Source organism: Exiguobacterium sp. s7, from assembly GCF_018618195.1.
Classification (GTDB): domain Bacteria; phylum Bacillota; class Bacilli; order Exiguobacteriales; family Exiguobacteriaceae; genus Exiguobacterium; species Exiguobacterium mexicanum_A.
Genome location: NZ_JACSLO010000004.1, coordinates 207,032 through 224,434, shown reverse-complemented (window position 1 = coordinate 224,434; position 17,403 = coordinate 207,032). Strand labels below are relative to the sequence as shown.

The following is a 17,403-nucleotide window of genomic DNA, read 5'->3' as shown; positions in this document are numbered from 1 at the left end:
CCCCTTATAATTTAATATAATTTATAATATCATCAGATAATTCTTTAATTGAAGAAAACTTTTCGTATACTTTTACCGAATTTGATTCATAGTTGGTCAACTTTTCTACTAACTCTTCATATGTTTCGGCAACTTCAATAAATCCTTCTTTGAAAAATTGGTTGGTAATTTCGTACTGATGATTATCTACGTGTTCCTTAAATTCTTTTTTTCTAGGCACGACGATAACTTTTTTATGGAGTATTAACGATTCAACAATACTCGCAGTTCCGGCATGACATATAATAACATCAGCATTTTCGATCATTTTTCTCATCTCATCACTTTTCATAAAGTCTTTACCTACAATATCTTCAGAAGGTTTTAAAGACGATCCATATTGTATAAAAAAATCTTCATGACCATACAATACATTTTTATCAACACATATTCTTTCAACATAATTAATCAGTCTATTAAATTGAAAATTTTGGGTACCTGTAATTACGAATATCAATATAATTTCCCCTTATAAATCGCCTTAGGATATTTTCTAATTAATTCATCACTATCCCATTGCACATAGAATTTATTTGCAATGTGATATGCAATTTTACCAGTCAAAGTTAAGGAATGTACTTTTGAGAAACTTTCAATAAATATAATTTTCGATCCAATTAATCGCCCAATTATAAGAGCCGGAAGCGTAGCACCAGCACCAGTAGATATTACTACGTCCGGCTTGATGTCTATTAAACATTTAAAAGTAATTAAAGCGTTTTTAAAAGTATTATAAATAAAGCTTTGAATTTGGTTTCGGTCTTGCTGAACTAAATAATATTTATTTTCATTTCTTTCTGTATCTCTTTTTTCAGTTAGTATATAACTAGTAATATTAGAATGGTTAGAAATCACACTGTTTAAATTCTTTAATTGAGCATAATGTCCGCCAGTTGAGCTAACTAATAAAATTTTCTTATTATCCATTCTTAAGCCTCCATAACATTTTCCCATAATAAACAAACATAGAAAAAGATAAAATCGAATAGTAAAACCAAATATTAAAAAAATCTTTAAAGAATAAGATGATAAGTGTAAAAATTAAATTGATCCACAGAAAATCAGAAAATTCATTCTTTAGACTATAGTCCCCAAGTCTCAACAGCGATTTTTTTGAAATTATAATTAGGTATCTAATAAGTTTATATAACTCTAAAACAAGGCTTGTTAATATTGCCCCCATAATTCCCAACCAGGATATAAATATATAGTTGCATACAATTGAAATTATCAGCGCCTCAATTATTATTCTCCGGGATTCCAATTCTAATTTGGCAGAATAAACTATCTGATATAGAACAGCAGTAACTGGAACTAATAGAAGCAAATATATAGAATATCTTAAATATTCAGCTGCTATAATATATTCAGAGCCTGCAATAATCTCCAATATTTCTTCAGATTCAAATTGAACTACAATTATTACGGGTAGTGAAATAAATAAAATAAATTTTAAGTTGAGCTTTATTATTTTGAATATTCCTTTATAATCTTCTTCAGAAATCATCTTGTACATTCTTGGAGAATTCGCTAATAAAAACCCATTAATTATTGTAATTATCATTAAAGGAATTTTAGTTGCTACAGTAAAAAAACTTATAGCCGAAAAAGTAAGTAGCATATTTAAAATAATGATATTAGTTTGGTTTCCTAAAGAACTAATTAAAACATTTTGTAACGTAGTAGATGAATATCGAAAGTACATAATTACTTTTTCATAGCTAATTTTTTTAAAATTTCCAAGATTCAATATGCGAAACGTTAAAACAAATAGCGCAAAATCAATTAAGATGTTTATTATGAAGTAATAATAATAATTTTCAGGTTCTCTAATTAATAATATTATGCCAACTAAGCTCACAATTTTTGTAATCAAATTTCTGATGGTAATGAATTTAAAATTTTCATCCCCAACTATTATCCACAGGCTTGATAACGCTACTGTAATTATGGTTAGAGATGCTAGAAATATTTCCTGCTGGGAAAATTCTGTGCTGAGATTAAGGAAAACAACGCTTCCCATAAATCCTAAACAAGCAGTCAAAAAATTGAACACAAATAAATCCTTTTTAACATTACGAGCTTCTTTTTCATCTTTCAAAGCATTAGAATAAGTTCTTACAGAAAAAGCATAAGATCCGGAGGCATAGATGATACCAAACATTAAAGAAATATTAGTTAAATAATTTAATTTCCCATAATATTCTGGTCCAAGTATCCTTGATAAGTAAGGAAAAGTAATAAATGGTACTAGAACTAAAATTATTTGATTAATAAGCGAGAATAAAACATTCCTGTTCATGAATTATATAACCCATCATAGATATCATCTAAAGTAGTTCCATATGACGATACATAATATTTTTCTCGTTTGTCATTCTTATATAATGGTTTATTATTTAATTTTTTTAATAGTTCTTCTCGCCCCTTTTCATTATTGGAGTAAGGTGGTGATTGTAAATATGATTCAAATTTTTTTGCACCTTCATGTTCTAAAGAATATACAGGTACTTCAAGCAAAATTGCCTCTTCAATAACTAGTCCATAACTTTCAGATTTTGATACACTAATTAAACCGTTAGAAATTTTCATAAACTTATATGGATTGCTGGTAAAACCAATTAACTTAACATACTCGTGAAGACGATGTTCTGAAACAATTTCTAAAATATCGTTTTCAAGCTCACCTTCTCCAATAATTAAAAACTTTATGTTTAACTCATTTTTGTACTTTACGATTGTTTTTAAAAATTCAAGTATCCCTTTAATTTTTACCAATCGACCGATAATACAATAAACGTTGTATTCTTTGATCCAATCAAGTATTTTTTCATCAATTGGTTCTTTTGCTAGCAATTTTAGCTCTTTTTTGTCAATAAAATTATTGAGAACCCTTATTCTGCTTTCGGGAATTTTTAATACTTGCGTTGCACCATTTTTGATTGTCTCTGATACTAAAATGATGTCAGAAAAGGTACTATAATCATTTATTTCTTCAGCTTCATTTAGATAATATTGCTTACTCCAATGGTTGGTACAAAAATCACAATGTATCCAGGTAGATTTGTTCTCTCCATTATACGCACCTAAAAATTTGGTCGGTATTCCCTCCATAAAAGCAATATTCATTGTGTCATCCCCTCTTAAAGCGGGCGTATAAAACAATTTTAACCAAATAAAATAAAAACAATTACGCGGCAGAAATTTTATTATTTTAGGATTTAAAAACAGTTTTGATAACTTATTATCGGCCGTTATAAGTTTGCAACTATTACTTAAATTTTCAGTATAAGAAGATTTAACATCATTAAATAAATATAAAGTTACTTGGTCATTTTTATGATTTTTTAAACTATTATTAATAAGTGTTAATAGTGATTTTTCAGCCCCTCCTCTTCCTAAGCTCTCCATAAAAATATTATATTTCATTATATTATGTCCCATCCTTATCATATTATTTTATAATCGGAACTAGACAGTCAGAAACTACATGCTCCCAATGATATTTCTTTGGTACTATCTTTAAGTTATGATTATTTAAATGATTGTACTTAATTTTCTTCCTATCAAGATATATCTTTTTCAAAATTTGTTTAATCTCTACAATATCCTGATAATTTTTAATTATTGAGTAAAGCTCCTCTGATAACCCATTCAATATCTCTCTATTACTAGAAGTATTAGTTGCTATACAGTACAGAGAGTTAGTGAGGTATTCATAAGTTTTTGTCGGTGGTTGCAAATCATAATAATCTAGTTGAGGTATAAAAGAGACTCCCACCTGATTGTTTTCAAAAAAATAATCTAGCTGATCTGTGTACTTTGCCCCATGATAGTTAATATGTATATTCTTTTTATTTAAACTCTCAATAAATTTATTAAATATCAGTTGTTTATCATCATCCTCATATTTACCAACAATATTAAAAACAACTTTCGACCTTTCAGAATCATCTAGTTCATATTGAAATTTTTCAAACCCTCTTATAAAATTTTCAATACTTCTATTCTCTAATGTCCCTAAATATAAAATCGACAACTCTACTTGATCATAGTAATTCGTATTCTTATTTTTTTTATCTCTTCTGTAATCCCCACCTAATGGAATAATTTTGAATTTTTGCAACTTCAATTCTTTAGCTACATCGTTAGATATAGTAGTAATTTCATCACAGATTTCTAAATTCTTTTTTATTGTGTCTTTTTTTTTATTGTAAGTATAATAATCATCGATAATAGGAACACTTCTAACATCACCTATCACATAAAATCCTATTTTTTTTAATAAAATTACAATTGGTTTGAAACCCATCATGTAACTGATAAATATTTTACTAGGTCTATAGGTTAGAGAGTAATACAGAATATACAATACAAATAAAATATAATTAATAAATTTAGTAATAATATTATTACCTTTAAATTGATATGCACTAATCACGTTTGTTGGTAATTCTATTAACTTTTTATGTTGATATTTGCAAATCACTTTTACATTTATATCTTTTTTACAGTTTAAGTATTTTACGTAATTATACAAATCTGTAGCATATCCAAATTGTGTTGGAGAAATAAACAAGACGTCAGTTTTATTCATTTTATTTTTTACCTTCCTCACTTCGTAAAACTTCTAAAAATATAACCGCAGTATATCCAATAGGTAAATGACACCGTATATTCAAAATTACTTGAGTTGTAAAACAGTAATACAGTGTTAAACAAAGTTAAAAATAATAGTATTGAGAAATCTTCAGATTTTTTAACTAAATAAGAAAAACCATTTTTAAATATCATTATTGAAATTGGGAAATATAGTATTGTTAAATATAAAAATGTTCCAACTATACCAGATTCCACAAAGCTCCAACTAAAGAAAAAGTAGTGAAGTTTTAAAAACTCAAATTCTTTGAATAATGCTCCTTGAAATGTTGACGCATCTGAAGGGTTTAGAGATCCTATACCATAACCGAATAATTGATTTAAGAGAGAAGGTTCTAGGTAGTAATTTATTTGTTCGAAAAAATTAAATCTATTCACTGAATACATTGAATCATAACTTTGTTCGAATAAATAAAACCTTAAGTAATCCAAATCTGTGATTGGCTGTAAGGGATAAAGCTTTTCAAAGATAATTAATGATAAATAAGTTATAAACGAAACTATAACTAAATTAATTCCTTTTTTCATTAGTGATTTTTTTGAAGAGATTAAACTTAGAATTATCTCTATTACAATTATCGATGCAATTACGAACTTAACTTCTGCTAGCAATGAGTATAAAACAAAAGAAAGATAAAAGAGAATCTTTGAACTTAATCTAAAACTTTGGGATCTAAATTTCATAGCAGCATAAAGTGCTACATACAAATATATTAGAACACCAGTTGAAATGTTACCAAATAAACCCGTTAAATCATCGGGAGACGTTATAAAATTATATTGAATTAAGATAATTGGGGTGTTTATAATTACAAGACTTAAAAGTAACTTTTCTGCCCTAACAATTTTTTTGTTGTCAAGATAATAAATAGATGCTAAGAATAAAATTAAAAAACTATTTCTCTTAATCAAACTATAGAGTATTAACAGAAATTCATTTTGATAAATTGAATTGAACTGAGGTATTAAACTAAAAATTATACTCAATAAAACTAATCCTGACAGAACATAAAGATATTGTTTCATATTTAATGATTGAGTTTTACTTTTATTAACCCCAATAAACAAAAGGAGCAAGAAAGCGTAGAATATAGGGACGTATTGTAATATTGGAATGTAAATATTCCAACCACTCAACACAATAATTAATAAGTGTAAAGAAAACACATTTAAATAATTCAACTTTTTCATTGTATATAAAAATACAAAACTCATTGTTGTCAGCATATACAGTGTAAGAATAAAACTATACTCTAATTTTATGAAGATCGGAATTGTTAATACTATCATCATAAAAAATATAGCTATGCCCATATTTGGTAATGATCTATTTGATAAAGTATTCATTTTCACTTAATCCTTTTCATATGCAATGTGTGTTTAACACTTTTATACCAGTGATAACCAAGTTGCATTTTTCTTCTAAACTTAATTTCGCTATCCATATAAAAAGTACAATAATCTTTTAAATGTATTTTCTTTCTGAAACCATTTACTTGTTTTTCGTAAATTTCACACTCGGAACTTTTAAAAAGATGAGCTAAATCAATATACGTATTGATTTTATAGAAACTTAAAATTTTCATTTTCAAATCATATGTTAAATTTAAGTTTTCAATATAATTATTAAAAATTTGAAAAGCTTGTAATAAATCATGTTCTTTTTTTAAATCGTGATTATTGATAGACGATAATGAAGAACTTTGTTTGATGTATACGTAAAGTACTTCGGGAATATACAGTATATTTGTTGCAGATCCTATCCATTTAAACACATGTCTCGCATCTTCAAATTTCCCATTTTGATTTTCATCGAAATATAACTCTTCATCTTCATACATCTTTTTATTGATAATTTTAGTGACAGTATGTGATTTAAAGTGTACTTGTTTTGAATAATCTAACAGTCCTTCATTTGATTTTTTTATTGTCTTTTCATGATTTTTTAAAATTTCATCTATTTTATTGGTGTAAGGTTTTTTAATTTCCATGCCAAAAATAGCTATTGAAGAATTTGTTGCCACCATTTCTTCAATAGCATTTTTTATTTCAAAGATATAACTCTGTTTAATTGTATCTCCAGAGTCAATAAATACGATGTGGCTACCAAAACTATTTTCAATCAATTTATTTCTAGTTTTCAATAAACCTATATTATGACTATTGTATAGCAAATTAAAATTTTTCATTTCTAATTCAGATTTAATTTTTTCTAAGTTTTGTTTTGTTTCAGATTCCGATCCATCGTCCACTATAATTATTTCTGAATAACATTCATAATTATTTTCTTTAATTTGCTGTTTTAACTTTAGTAGTAATGCTTTTAAATCGTGGTGATCATTATATACTGGGATACAAATCGATAATTTAATCATTTTAAATCTCCTAAATACACTTCATTTATTATTTTATTCATCTGTACCTCAGAGCTATATTCAGTTATTGCTTTTTGATAATTAATATTACTTAAAGCTAATCGAATACTTTCATCATTTAAAATCTTATTTATTAAATAGGACATTCTATCTACATCTCCTGGAGAAATTAAATATTCTGAGAACTCCCCTAGCATATCTGGTATAGAGCCAATATGTGAAGCGATGACTGGAATTCCATATGCCATAGCTTCAATAATACAGACTGGCTGAGCTTCTCTATAAGATGGTAGAACTAAAAGACAGCACTCACTAAGTATTCTTTGTTTTTCTTCTTCATCGATCCAGTCTGCCAGTATAATTTGTGGATGATCTATATTTATAAATTGAGTAACCTTATTTCCTGCCAAAAAAAGTTTAGTACTTTTATTAAAATCACTAATTTTTAAAAATGCACTTATTAAATCTTCAAATCCTTTATCTTTGTGATAGTTTGCTAGCATCACAATTTTTTTTCCATTAGAGTTGTAAGGATTAATATTAGGAATTTCTAAAAAATTGTTAACTGTATACGTATTATTAAGCTTGATTTCTTCTACATAATACTGTGACCAGTATGCCCCTAACACTAAGACTCTCTTTGCACGACCAAGACTCCAATCAACATATTTTTTCAAAATGAAATTTAATGAATCATAAAAGGAAGGGAATTTTCCACCATGCATATGATATACAACTTTATTTTTAGGAATAGAATTTGCAATTAAAGATTTTCTCCAAAAACTCCCCTCGTATGAAGTATGAAGATGAACGGCGTCGAATTTTTTAAAATATACAAAGTAAATAATTTTAATGTATGAAATCAAAAATTTTAAAAATCCAATTATTTTTTTCCCTTTAAAATGTGTATCTATCTTTATAGTAGTATATTTCCCCTCTAAATAATTCAACTGATTTCTAATTATCGAAGTCATTCCACCAGAAACTATTTCTTCTGAACCAACAATCATAATTTTCATATATTACCTCTTTATTTAATATGCTCGATTGAAAAGAATTGATTTGAATGTCATTAGGATTATAATCACATCGTAACTAAATGAACGTTGTTCTATATATTTTATATCTAATTCCACCATTTCTTCGAATCCAACTGAGTTTCTAACAGTTGCTTGCCACAGTCCTGTACATCCCGGAACAACACTCAACCTTCTTAAATGAAAGGCAGTGTAAAGTGCCACTTCCCTTTCCAAAGGAGGTCTGGGTCCTACGAGAGACATATCTCCTTTAATTACATTCAATAACTGAGGAAGTTCATCGATACTATAAGATCTTATTACTTTCCCGACTTTGGTCACCCTTGGATCTTCTTTTAATTTAAACATTGCTCCTGATACATCATTTTTTATTAGTAATGTATTAAGTTTTGATTCTGCTTCTGGGACCATTGATCTAAACTTATACATCTTGAATTTCTTACCATTAACACCTATTCTAGTTTGCGAAAATATCACATTACCGCCATCTTCTATCTTAATCAATAATGCTACGCAAATAAAAACTGGCAATAATACTAATATTCCGATAAACGCTAGAGTAATATCGAATAATCTTTTTATTAATAAATAGGATGTTTTCTCTTCTACACTCCATAATTCCTTAGTTTTTATGTCTATATTAACAAATTCACTTGGATGTGTTTTTGCACTTTCTTTCATTTCAGTGTTGATCATTTTTTACCATTCCTTTTGCAACTAATTCTTCTAAAATCTCCATCACTGAAGGAGCTAGTTCTTCTCTCATTAGAGCAAATTCTAAAGTTGTTTTAATAAATCCTAGTTTTTCACCTACGTCATAACGCTTGCCCTCAAATTCATAGGCATATACGGATTCTTTCTGATTTAGCCTAGTAATGGCGTCAGTTAGTTGAATTTCCCCACCCGCCCCAGGGACTTGCGTTTCTAAAAAACTAAAAATTTGGGGTGTAAATAAATAGCGACCTAGAATTGCTAAATTAGAAGGTTCTGTTCCTGGTGCTGGTTTTTCTACAAAGGATTCAACTTTATGTAACCCACCTTCAAGTGACGCATGTGGATCGACAATTCCATACCGGTGAGTAACGTCACGAGAAACTGGTTGTACACCGATAATTGAACTCTCTGTCTTGTTGTATTGTTCAATCAACTGTTTTGTACAAGGGATTTCTGCCTGAACAATATCATCTCCAAGCATGACTACAAATGGTTCCTCCCCAACAAAAGCCTTCGCTTGAAGGACAGCATGACCAAGACCCATTGGTTTCGACTGACGAATAAAATGGATATTGATATTAGTCGTTTCTTCAACAAGTTTCAAAAATTCAGATTTACCTTTTTCAATCAACGTTTGCTCTAGCTCTGGAACCGAATCGAAATGATCTTCAATGGCTCGCTTGCCTTTACCTGTCACAATCAAAATATCTTCGATACCCGACTCAACTGCTTCTTCGATGATGTATTGAATTGTTGGCTTATCGACGATTGGTAACATTTCTTTTGGCATCGCTTTTGTCGCTGGCAAAAAACGTGTACCGAGACCTGCTGCCGGGATGACTGCTTTTTTCACTCGTTTAGTTGTCATTTATACCACTCCTTTATGGATAAATATATATTAAATGTATGATTCATAGAAAAAAGGATGTAAGTTACATCCTTTCAAAATTATAAATTAAGGGTATCACTTTCGACCTAATATAAGAACATGAGAGGAGTAAAATAAACCTAAAATCGTTCGACAGTTGTCGACAAAAGAATCATATTTTTAGATAAATTGTCAATATTTACTCTTTGATAATAAGTAAATTATTTTTTCCATTTCCCTCGCCAGTTTTTAGTCGGTAGTGTCGGCGGATCGATGAATACAAATTCATCCTTCATAATTGCTTCCGCGTTGACTACGTAACTCTCCCACTTCGCTTGACCAAACTCCTCTCGAACAACCGTTTCGACTTCAGTCCAATAAAATGTTCGGCGGCCTATACTATGGGCATCTGATGCGATTAAATGGCTGAGGCCGTTACGAAGGAAAGTCATTGCTAGCTCTTTAACATTTTGACCGAACTCTCCAGTCAAACTACTCGTCGTAATTTGCGAGAGCGCACCAGACGAGACGAAGTCCATCAATCGTTTTGGATTAGTAGCGAATTCTTTATTTCGCTCGGGATGAGCGATGACAGGCGTATAGCCTTCCGTTTGAAGGCCAAAGAAGAGCTGTTCGGCATAAGCCGGTACAGAGTCACTAGGGAACTCCACGAGGACATAACGCGATCCAGCAAGCGATAACGCTTTACCTTGCTCTAATGATTCCGCAAGGTCACCAAAGATTCGAATCTCTTGTCCGGCATATAAATCGAGGTTGATTCCTTCTTGTCGCAAAACATTTTGTAATTTTGTGACAGCATTCGCTACATCGAGCTGGCTAGTGTCAAACTGCGGGTGAAACGCGTGGGGGGTGACCACGATTGCGGTCACCCCTTCACTTACGGCGCGTTTCGCCATCTCAATCGCTTGCTCGACTGTTTCCGGACCGTCATCAACAGCCGGCAATAAGTGACAATGGATATCAATCATGGCACGCTCTCCTTTTATTCGTATGCATAATAGTAATAGTAATCGTCGCTACCTTGTGGTTCGCGTTTATTCAACACTACTCCGAGAATATGTGCTTCGGCGAGCGTCAATTGTTCTTTTGCTTTCACGACCATTTGACGGTCTGATTTGTCACAACCAACTACAAGGACTACACCATCAACCTTGCGAGCCAAGAGCCGAGTGTCAGCCACTTGCATCATAGGTGGAGCGTCTAAAATGATGATGTCATAATTTGCTCGAAGTTCTTCTAAAACTCGATCCATCATCTTTGATGACAATAACTCTGATGGATTTGGCGGAATCGGACCCGCTGCAATCAAATCCAGATTTTCAATTTGAGTCGAATGTGTCGCCTTTTCAACAGTCGTCTTTTTAGCCAACACAGTTGAGAGACCAATCCCATTTGATAGGCGGAATGTAAAGTGAGCTGTCGGGCGGCGCATATCGCAGTCGACAAGTAGGACTCGCTTTCCTTGTTGCGCGTAGACGACAGCTAGATTCGACGATGTCGTTGATTTGCCTTCGCCCGATGAAGCAGAAGTGATCACCATCGTTTGCAAGTCGTCGTCGACGGCTGTAAACTCTAAGTTTGTCCGGATTGTCCGATATTGCTCAGAAATTGGCGACTTCGGTTTGTGGACTGTGATTAATTCACGGCCCGTCTTATCGTACTTGATATGTTTACTTTTCTTCTTGCCGAACTTAAACATGGACTTGTTCACCTTTCACGTTAGCTTGACGATGTTGACGCATTTCAACTTTATCAATAATAGGAATTGACCCAAGAACAGGAAGTTCCAAAATGTTTTCGACATCCTGCTCTGTTTTAATACGACGATCTAATACAACTTTAAGGAATGCAAGTGCTACACCAATCATCAAACCGAGAACCGTTGCGATTGCTGTATTTAAAAGAATATTTGGACTGACTGGGAACATAGGAACAGATGCATTTGAAAGAACTTTGACGTTATCGACACTCATCAATTCTGGAACTTCTTTCGAAAAGACATCGCTTATCTCATTGGCAATATCTGTCGCAAGGACCGGGTTCGTATGCTCGACTTTTATGTTGATAACTTGTGAATTTTGTTCGCTATTGACTGTGATCAAGTTACTAATGCTATCAGGTGCTCCAATTACGTTTTCTTGAACCTGTTCTAAAATAGCTGGGCTTTGAATGATAACACGGTAGGTATTAACAAGTGTCACCGACGATTGGATTTGACTATTATCCAACGGCATATTCTCACCTTGTTTAGGCGCTACTAGTACTTGAGTTGACGCTTCATATGTCGGACTGATTAAGAACGAACTAACTAAAAAGGCGATAAGCGCCGCGATGATTGCTAAACTAGCGATGAGCCATTTGCTCCGTTTTAAGATGGAGAATAATTCTCCAAGGGAAATCGTTTCTTCTTTCATGCTCGTGTTTTCTCTCCTCTGTTCTTTAAAGTCACCACTGGAAAAATTCCGCAGATAATATTTAACAATGCCAATACCAAAACATTATAGCAAAAATCCTCACAGATGATGACCCATTTTTTAAAATTTGGTTTTTTTGGTATGTAAATCTGATAAACTTTGTTAGGAAGAACTTAACAAAAGGAGGAGACAATAGTGCACGTTAGTGAGCGCCTACTCCAGTTGTACGCAGACACGAATGCGTCAATACGTACAAAACTGCAAGAAACTATCAAACAAAATTTAGGGGACGGAAAATCGTTACGCATGTCCTTTGAAGAATTGACAGGTACGACGAATACAACGCTATCAAACGAGGAAAAATCAGCAATGGACTTTGCCGCTTGGATCAAAGACGGAAAAAAAGATGCCACGTTTCTTCCATACTATGTGTCTTTACTCGAGATGCATGACGCCGTGTTGAACAAAGAAGCGACAATTCCTCAATCGAATCCTGTTGACAAGACAACGGTCAACGAGACGTCAGTTGTTGTAAAAGCAGTCGTACCCGTTCCTCAACCAGTTGCAGTCGAAGATCCAAAAGGTAAAGAGAAATCACTCACCTCAAAACCACGCTATATGCCAGAAGCTCCGGTTCCATCACGTGCCGAACGAGCAAAATATCAACGAACGATTGAACCAGCAAAACCACGTCGGAAATCAGGCAAATGGATTGGTGTCCTTTTCCTCCTCACTTTACTCATAGGAGGTGGCTATATCGGGTATCCATATGTAATGGACTTGTTGGAACCAAAGCCAGAGGCAAAAATTGTCGAGGAAACACCGAAGCCGGGTCCGGAACCGGTCGTCCAAGAGCCAGAAACGAACTACGTCTGGCTCGCCTCGAAGAACGTCAACCTCGTCTCGGAACCGAACGGCACGACCATCACCTATATAGGAGATATCGGCGACCGTTACGAGATTGTGAAGGAACTAGACGACCATGTCGAAGTGAATTTGGATGGAACGACAGCATGGGCCCCAATCGATTCGGTCACGACCGACTGGCCGACACGCGATTTGACGGATAGCGCTTTGCTTGACTGGGTGAACACAAATTTGAACAACGATTGGCTCGGTGAAGCGATTCCTGATTTCTTCGCCATGAATGAAGCCGCACTTACGGAGACGATCGGCGCGCCTTACGGTCGTGAGACAGATGCGTTGAATGCCTATGCGTTCTATAACGGTGGATTCTTCGTTATTCAACAGGACAAAGTACACGCCATCGATTGGACGAACACGCAAACGACGCGCGAGGCGTTCAGCCCGCTCGGCGAACCGGTGCTCGAGACAGACGATGCAGTCGTTTACGAGAGTGAGACGTATTCACTCCGCTTATTTGAAGGCACAAACGGACAGATCCGGGTGCGCTTGACAGAGAAGTAATCAATAGAGGATTTTTGGAAGGGGACATTCATATGAACACTATTTTAGTCACAGGCGGTGCCGGGTATATCGGCACTCATACCGTCTTACAGTTGCTTGAAACAGGTCACGACGTCATCGTCGTCGATAACTTGTCGAACAGCCGTCGTGAGGCGCTCGAGCGCGTTGAAACATTAACGGGGAAATCGGTCACGTTCTATCTCGGCGACATCCTCGACCGCGAACTACTCGAACAAATCTTTTTGACACATACGATTGACGCCGTCATCCACTTTGCCGGGCTGAAAGCCGTCGGCGAATCGGTATCAGAGCCGCTCCGCTACTATGAGAACAACGTCGTCGGCACGACCGTCCTTTTAGAAGTGATGAACGCGTTCGACGTGAAACGAATCGTCTTCAGCTCATCGGCGACCGTATACGGCATGCCGGAACGTACACCGATTGACGAGTCGTTCCCGCTCAGCGCGACGAATCCATACGGTCGGACGAAGCTGATGATTGAAGACATCATGCGCGATCTCGCTATCGCCGATCCTTCGTGGAGCATCACGCTCCTACGTTACTTCAATCCGATTGGCGCCCATGAGTCGGGCCAAATCGGTGAAGACCCGTTCGATATCCCGAACAACTTGATGCCATACATCACACAGGTTGCCGTCGGCCGCTTGAACGAACTGAGTGTCTTCGGTGACGATTATGATACACCAGACGGGACCGGTGTCCGTGACTACATCCACGTCGTCGACTTGGCCGAGGGTCACTTGAAGGCACTCGACTATGTCATGGACCACACTGGCGCCGAAGCGTTCAACTTAGGAACCGGGACCGGCTATAGCGTCCTCGACCTCGTGCATGCGTTCGAAGCAGAGAGTGGAAAAGCTGTTCCATACCAAGTAACGCCACGCCGTCCAGGCGATATCGCCATGTGCTTTGCTGATCCATCGAAGTCGAAACAGATGCTCGGCTGGGAAGCGAAACATGACGTCCGCGCCATGTGCCGCGACGCCTGGAACTGGCAATCGAACAATCCGAACGGTTACCGGGCATAAGAAAAACCCCTTACACGAGAACATCACTGTTCTTCGGTAAGGGGTTTTGTCATGTCAACTTCAATGATTTCAGGTTCCTTGCCTGGTGTGACGAGCACTCCGAAGTCGAGGACGGCAATCACGATTGCGATGCCGGCAAGTGCCCACGCTGCGTCGAATGTAAACTCACCGACGATTAAACCGAACAAGACGAACGCCGCGAACGTCAAATAATAGAACTTGCGCCATATCGTCCGGTACTCGATTGCAAACTCACGGTCCCACATGTAGAAAAATACGAAGCCCGCTAATGCAATGAACAACGTCGCGAACATCCAATACGAAAATGAATGGAACGTAAGGCTTAAGACATGCATAAATAGTGATTGATTCATCGGAATTCGCTCCTTAGGTGTATGTAGGATTTTGTCATGGAAATTCCTTCTATATCCATTCTCCTACCAAATGAATCGTGAGTCAATACACCTAAATCACACACTTTTAATTTGAATCAAAAGTCCTATTCAGATTTCACCCAAACAAACCCGTAGGCGTCGAGGTCAATCGTCTCGACCGGCTCACCTGTGAACAGGTTCGTCCCGCTCGTCCGCACGGTCACTGGTTCATTGCTGACGTTCGTATACAGCATAAGCGTCTCCTCTCCACCCTTCCGCTCAATCGTGAAGATGCGCTTATCAGACGTATCGATCCGCTGTTCGGCATACGGCGAGAACGCTGGATGCGTCCGTTTGACGTTCAACTGGCTGATGATACCAGAGAATACTTGCAGTCGATACGGGTCCGTCTTCAGCTCCTGGATGAGCGCGTCATGGTCGACCGGAGTCTGGACACCGAGCAGCGTCCGGTAATCAACGGTCGGTATGCCTTGGAGCGAGAACAAGATGCTGTGAGCCGCGAGAATCATGTCGACGCTCGGATCGATCAAGTTCTTTTCGAACGGGTCGCGTTCATGAATCGACAAGAAGTTGAAATACGTCTTGCCGTCCGTTGGCGACTCGATTCGATTCGCCCAGTCGGACAACTTCTTGGCATCTCCTTGCGCGAAGGCGAGCATCGTGTGCGACGCAAGGTCGAAGTGACAGATGGCGTCGGCAACGCTGATGTATGAGCCGAGTGCTTGGACATCTCCTTCATAGGCAAGAATCAACTGGCCGTGCGGTTTATAGTGATGGAGCACCGCATACCACAATTCGATGACGCGTTGAATGCTCTCCTCTGGCATGCCACGGAACGACTGAACGTGAACGCGCAGCTTCGTCGCGCCTTGGGCGAGCCGCTCGATAAAGACGTCCGTCTCCTCTAGTAGATTGAACTGTAACTCGTTATAGACGTCTGGCTCGGTGTCATACATAAGCTCAAACTCGTGCTTGAAGCGTCCGAGGTCCTCGTATAGCCGGATACGCGGATTGATGGCCGTATCGGTCGGCTTGGCCGGGTACGGGAACAACGAGACGAGATACAAGTCGCTGATCGACGCCTGGACGTGTTCTTTCAATAGGTCATGGAGTGCGTCCAAGTCCGGGCTCCCGTCCGTCGTGACAACGTTCGCGTCAATCATGAGCACACTCGTCTTCTCGCTCACACTCTCCCCGTCATGCCAATGATGACCGTCCCACTTCGTGAACAGCTCCTGCCAGTCCTCCCGTGTATGATCGTCCTCTAATTGATTGATGATCGGTTCAACAGTTTCCCAAAGCATGTGATCCCTCCTCAGTGTCTCTTTATCACTCCCACCGATACACGATTTTCAAACGCAAAAAAAGCCATACCATGAGGAATGGCTTAGTTCATCAAGCGCTGCAGCTCGGTTTGGACATCAGCGAGCGAGGCCGCATCCGGGTTCCAGTAATAAATACCGTCTGACTCCAGACCGCCCGACCCTTCGATGCGGAGCGTGCTGGCGTTACGGAACGCCTTCATATAGTCTGTCGACAACGTCACGAGCTCATTGAACTCGATGTTCGTCTTGGCCCGGTTACCGGCGACGTCTAACAGCTTCGTCACTTTGTCGACCGAGAAATCGGAACGCCCCTTCTCGACGATGGCCGCGACGACGGCACGTTGCCGCTCTTGGCGACCGAAGTCCCCGTTCGGGTCGTCATAACGCATCCGGGCGTATGACAACGCCGAGGCACCGTTCAAATCGACCTGTCCAATCGGATAGTTATAACCATCCGCGGAGAAGGCGAAGTCGTTCGTCACCGTGATACCGCCGAGCGCGTCGACCACCTCGGTGAACGCCTCCATGTCCGCCTCGACGACGTAATCGATCGGAATATCGAGTAACCCTTCGACCGTGTTCATCGCCATCTCGGCCCCACCGAACGCATAGGCATGGTTGATCTTATCGTTCATGCCTTTGCCAACGATCTCAGTCTTCGTATCGCGCGGGATGCTGAGCATCGCCCCTTCGTCCGTCGTCGGATTGAGCGTCATGACGATGATCGAGTCACTCCGTCCTTGCTCACCGTCACGGCGGTCAATCCCAAGTAACAACACCGACACCGATTCCTTCTGTTCGATCGTCTCGATTTGTTTCCGTTCCGGACTGATTTCGAGATTGTCGTTCACTTTCGTCACCGTCTCGTTGACGTCTCGGTACATCGACCAGACGAACAGACCACCAGCGACGAGGAAAATCGTCAAGACGCCTAGCGTGATCGCCAACACCTTTTTCCAGCGTGATTTCTTCTTATGTCTCGCCATGCGTGCACCTGCTTTCAAAATCGTTAGATATGGATATAATTCCCGCTTCACGTGTTGTATTATAGCACGTTGTCAAAAAATGCTAACCATATC

Annotated in this window: 18 protein-coding genes; 2 read left to right on the top strand and 16 right to left on the bottom strand. The window is 37.3% G+C overall.

What is annotated here, in order from left to right:
* Positions 1-4 precede the first annotated feature (4 nt).
* From KNP79_RS07635 to KNP79_RS07575, 13 genes are all read right to left on the bottom strand, one after another.
* On the bottom strand, positions 5-496 hold the full coding sequence (locus KNP79_RS07635; RefSeq protein WP_215191813.1) for a glycosyltransferase: 492 nt from the start codon (positions 494-496) through the stop codon (positions 5-7).
* The gene (gene pssD, locus KNP79_RS07630; protein ID WP_215191799.1) at positions 493-966 is read right to left on the bottom strand and encodes a PssD/Cps14F family polysaccharide biosynthesis glycosyltransferase; all 474 of its coding nucleotides are present in this window, start codon (positions 964-966) and stop codon (positions 493-495) included. Before pssD ends, KNP79_RS07635 begins: the two co-directional genes overlap by 4 nt.
* Positions 959-2,341, bottom strand: coding sequence for a lipopolysaccharide biosynthesis protein (locus tag KNP79_RS07625; RefSeq protein WP_215191797.1), 1,383 nt, complete (start codon positions 2,339-2,341; stop codon positions 959-961). The genes pssD and KNP79_RS07625 overlap by 8 nt, the downstream gene beginning before the upstream one ends.
* Complete coding sequence (locus KNP79_RS07620; RefSeq protein WP_215191795.1) at positions 2,338-3,468, bottom strand: glycosyltransferase; 1,131 nt, start codon at positions 3,466-3,468, stop codon at positions 2,338-2,340. The genes KNP79_RS07625 and KNP79_RS07620 overlap by 4 nt, the downstream gene beginning before the upstream one ends.
* Positions 3,469-3,493: 25 nt before the next feature.
* Positions 3,494-4,636 (bottom strand): glycosyltransferase family protein, encoded by a 1,143-nt coding sequence (locus KNP79_RS07615; protein WP_215191793.1) that lies wholly within the window; start codon positions 4,634-4,636, stop codon positions 3,494-3,496.
* A gap of 17 nt (positions 4,637-4,653) precedes the next feature.
* On the bottom strand, positions 4,654-5,724 hold the full coding sequence (locus KNP79_RS07610; RefSeq protein WP_215191791.1) for a hypothetical protein: 1,071 nt from the start codon (positions 5,722-5,724) through the stop codon (positions 4,654-4,656).
* 323 nt (positions 5,725-6,047) lie between these two features.
* Positions 6,048-7,073 (bottom strand): glycosyltransferase family 2 protein, encoded by a 1,026-nt coding sequence (locus KNP79_RS07605; RefSeq protein WP_215191789.1) that lies wholly within the window; start codon positions 7,071-7,073, stop codon positions 6,048-6,050.
* Positions 7,070-8,092 carry a glycosyltransferase family 4 protein gene (locus tag KNP79_RS07600; RefSeq protein ID WP_215191787.1) on the bottom strand — a complete coding sequence of 341 codons (1,023 nt, stop codon included), beginning with the start codon at positions 8,090-8,092 and terminating at the stop codon, positions 7,070-7,072. The genes KNP79_RS07605 and KNP79_RS07600 overlap by 4 nt, the downstream gene beginning before the upstream one ends.
* Before the next feature lie 15 nt (positions 8,093-8,107).
* Entirely contained in the window at positions 8,108-8,806 is a 699-nt protein-coding gene (locus tag KNP79_RS07595) for a sugar transferase (protein WP_251132904.1), read from the bottom strand.
* The gene (gene galU / locus KNP79_RS07590) at positions 8,793-9,692 is read right to left on the bottom strand and encodes a UTP--glucose-1-phosphate uridylyltransferase GalU (protein ID WP_215191785.1); all 900 of its coding nucleotides are present in this window, start codon (positions 9,690-9,692) and stop codon (positions 8,793-8,795) included. Before galU ends, KNP79_RS07595 begins: the two co-directional genes overlap by 14 nt.
* Positions 9,693-9,913: 221 nt before the next feature.
* Positions 9,914-10,681, bottom strand: a complete 768-nt coding sequence (locus KNP79_RS07585; RefSeq protein ID WP_215191783.1) for a tyrosine-protein phosphatase — start codon at positions 10,679-10,681, stop codon at positions 9,914-9,916.
* Positions 10,682-10,695: 14 nt separating this feature from the next.
* Complete coding sequence (locus tag KNP79_RS07580; protein WP_029594802.1) at positions 10,696-11,412, bottom strand: CpsD/CapB family tyrosine-protein kinase; 717 nt, start codon at positions 11,410-11,412, stop codon at positions 10,696-10,698.
* Complete coding sequence (locus tag KNP79_RS07575) at positions 11,405-12,127, bottom strand: YveK family protein (protein WP_215191781.1); 723 nt, start codon at positions 12,125-12,127, stop codon at positions 11,405-11,407. The genes KNP79_RS07580 and KNP79_RS07575 overlap by 8 nt, the downstream gene beginning before the upstream one ends.
* 195 nt (positions 12,128-12,322) lie before the next feature.
* Between KNP79_RS07575 and KNP79_RS07570 the strand changes: the two genes are divergently transcribed.
* On the top strand, positions 12,323-13,555 hold the full coding sequence (locus KNP79_RS07570) for a flagellar basal body-associated FliL family protein (RefSeq protein WP_215191779.1): 1,233 nt from the start codon (positions 12,323-12,325) through the stop codon (positions 13,553-13,555).
* A 32-nt stretch (positions 13,556-13,587) separates the two neighbouring features.
* Positions 13,588-14,604, top strand: coding sequence for a UDP-glucose 4-epimerase GalE (galE, locus tag KNP79_RS07565; RefSeq protein ID WP_215191777.1), 1,017 nt, complete (start codon positions 13,588-13,590; stop codon positions 14,602-14,604).
* Positions 14,605-14,627: 23 nt separating this feature from the next.
* Here the strand turns inward: galE and KNP79_RS07560 are convergent, their stop codons facing one another.
* From KNP79_RS07560 to KNP79_RS07550, 3 genes are all read right to left on the bottom strand, one after another.
* Entirely contained in the window at positions 14,628-14,978 is a 351-nt protein-coding gene (locus KNP79_RS07560) for a hypothetical protein (RefSeq protein WP_215191775.1), read from the bottom strand.
* A gap of 125 nt (positions 14,979-15,103) precedes the next feature.
* Complete coding sequence (locus KNP79_RS07555) at positions 15,104-16,303, bottom strand: alpha-amylase family glycosyl hydrolase (protein WP_215191773.1); 1,200 nt, start codon at positions 16,301-16,303, stop codon at positions 15,104-15,106.
* Positions 16,304-16,386: 83 nt separating this feature from the next.
* The gene (locus tag KNP79_RS07550; protein WP_215191771.1) at positions 16,387-17,310 is read right to left on the bottom strand and encodes an LCP family glycopolymer transferase; all 924 of its coding nucleotides are present in this window, start codon (positions 17,308-17,310) and stop codon (positions 16,387-16,389) included.
* Positions 17,311-17,403 lie beyond the last annotated feature (93 nt).

Excerpts from the sequence above, each read along its gene's own strand:
- KNP79_RS07595 (WP_251132904.1), bottom strand. The coding sequence starts at position 8,806 with ATGATCAACACTGAAATGAAAGAAAGTGCAAAAACACATCCAAGTGAA.
- galU (WP_215191785.1), bottom strand. The coding sequence starts at position 9,692 with ATGACAACTAAACGAGTGAAAAAAGCAGTCATCCCGGCAGCAGGTCTC.
- KNP79_RS07600 (WP_215191787.1), bottom strand. The coding sequence starts at position 8,092 with ATGAAAATTATGATTGTTGGTTCAGAAGAAATAGTTTCTGGTGGAATG.
- KNP79_RS07615 (WP_215191793.1), bottom strand. The coding sequence starts at position 4,636 with ATGAATAAAACTGACGTCTTGTTTATTTCTCCAACACAATTTGGATAT.
- KNP79_RS07575 (WP_215191781.1), bottom strand. The coding sequence starts at position 12,127 with ATGAAAGAAGAAACGATTTCCCTTGGAGAATTATTCTCCATCTTAAAA.
- KNP79_RS07610 (WP_215191791.1), bottom strand. The coding sequence starts at position 5,724 with ATGAAACAATATCTTTATGTTCTGTCAGGATTAGTTTTATTGAGTATA.
- pssD (WP_215191799.1), bottom strand. The coding sequence starts at position 966 with ATGGATAATAAGAAAATTTTATTAGTTAGCTCAACTGGCGGACATTAT.
- KNP79_RS07625 (WP_215191797.1), bottom strand. The coding sequence starts at position 2,341 with ATGAACAGGAATGTTTTATTCTCGCTTATTAATCAAATAATTTTAGTT.
- KNP79_RS07555 (WP_215191773.1), bottom strand. The coding sequence starts at position 16,303 with ATGCTTTGGGAAACTGTTGAACCGATCATCAATCAATTAGAGGACGAT.
- KNP79_RS07580 (WP_029594802.1), bottom strand. The coding sequence starts at position 11,412 with ATGTTTAAGTTCGGCAAGAAGAAAAGTAAACATATCAAGTACGATAAG.
- KNP79_RS07585 (WP_215191783.1), bottom strand. The coding sequence starts at position 10,681 with ATGATTGATATCCATTGTCACTTATTGCCGGCTGTTGATGACGGTCCG.
- KNP79_RS07605 (WP_215191789.1), bottom strand. The coding sequence starts at position 7,073 with ATGATTAAATTATCGATTTGTATCCCAGTATATAATGATCACCACGAT.
- galE (WP_215191777.1), top strand. The coding sequence starts at position 13,588 with ATGAACACTATTTTAGTCACAGGCGGTGCCGGGTATATCGGCACTCAT.
- KNP79_RS07560 (WP_215191775.1), bottom strand. The coding sequence starts at position 14,978 with ATGAATCAATCACTATTTATGCATGTCTTAAGCCTTACGTTCCATTCA.
- KNP79_RS07550 (WP_215191771.1), bottom strand. The coding sequence starts at position 17,310 with ATGGCGAGACATAAGAAGAAATCACGCTGGAAAAAGGTGTTGGCGATC.
- KNP79_RS07620 (WP_215191795.1), bottom strand. The coding sequence starts at position 3,468 with ATGAAATATAATATTTTTATGGAGAGCTTAGGAAGAGGAGGGGCTGAA.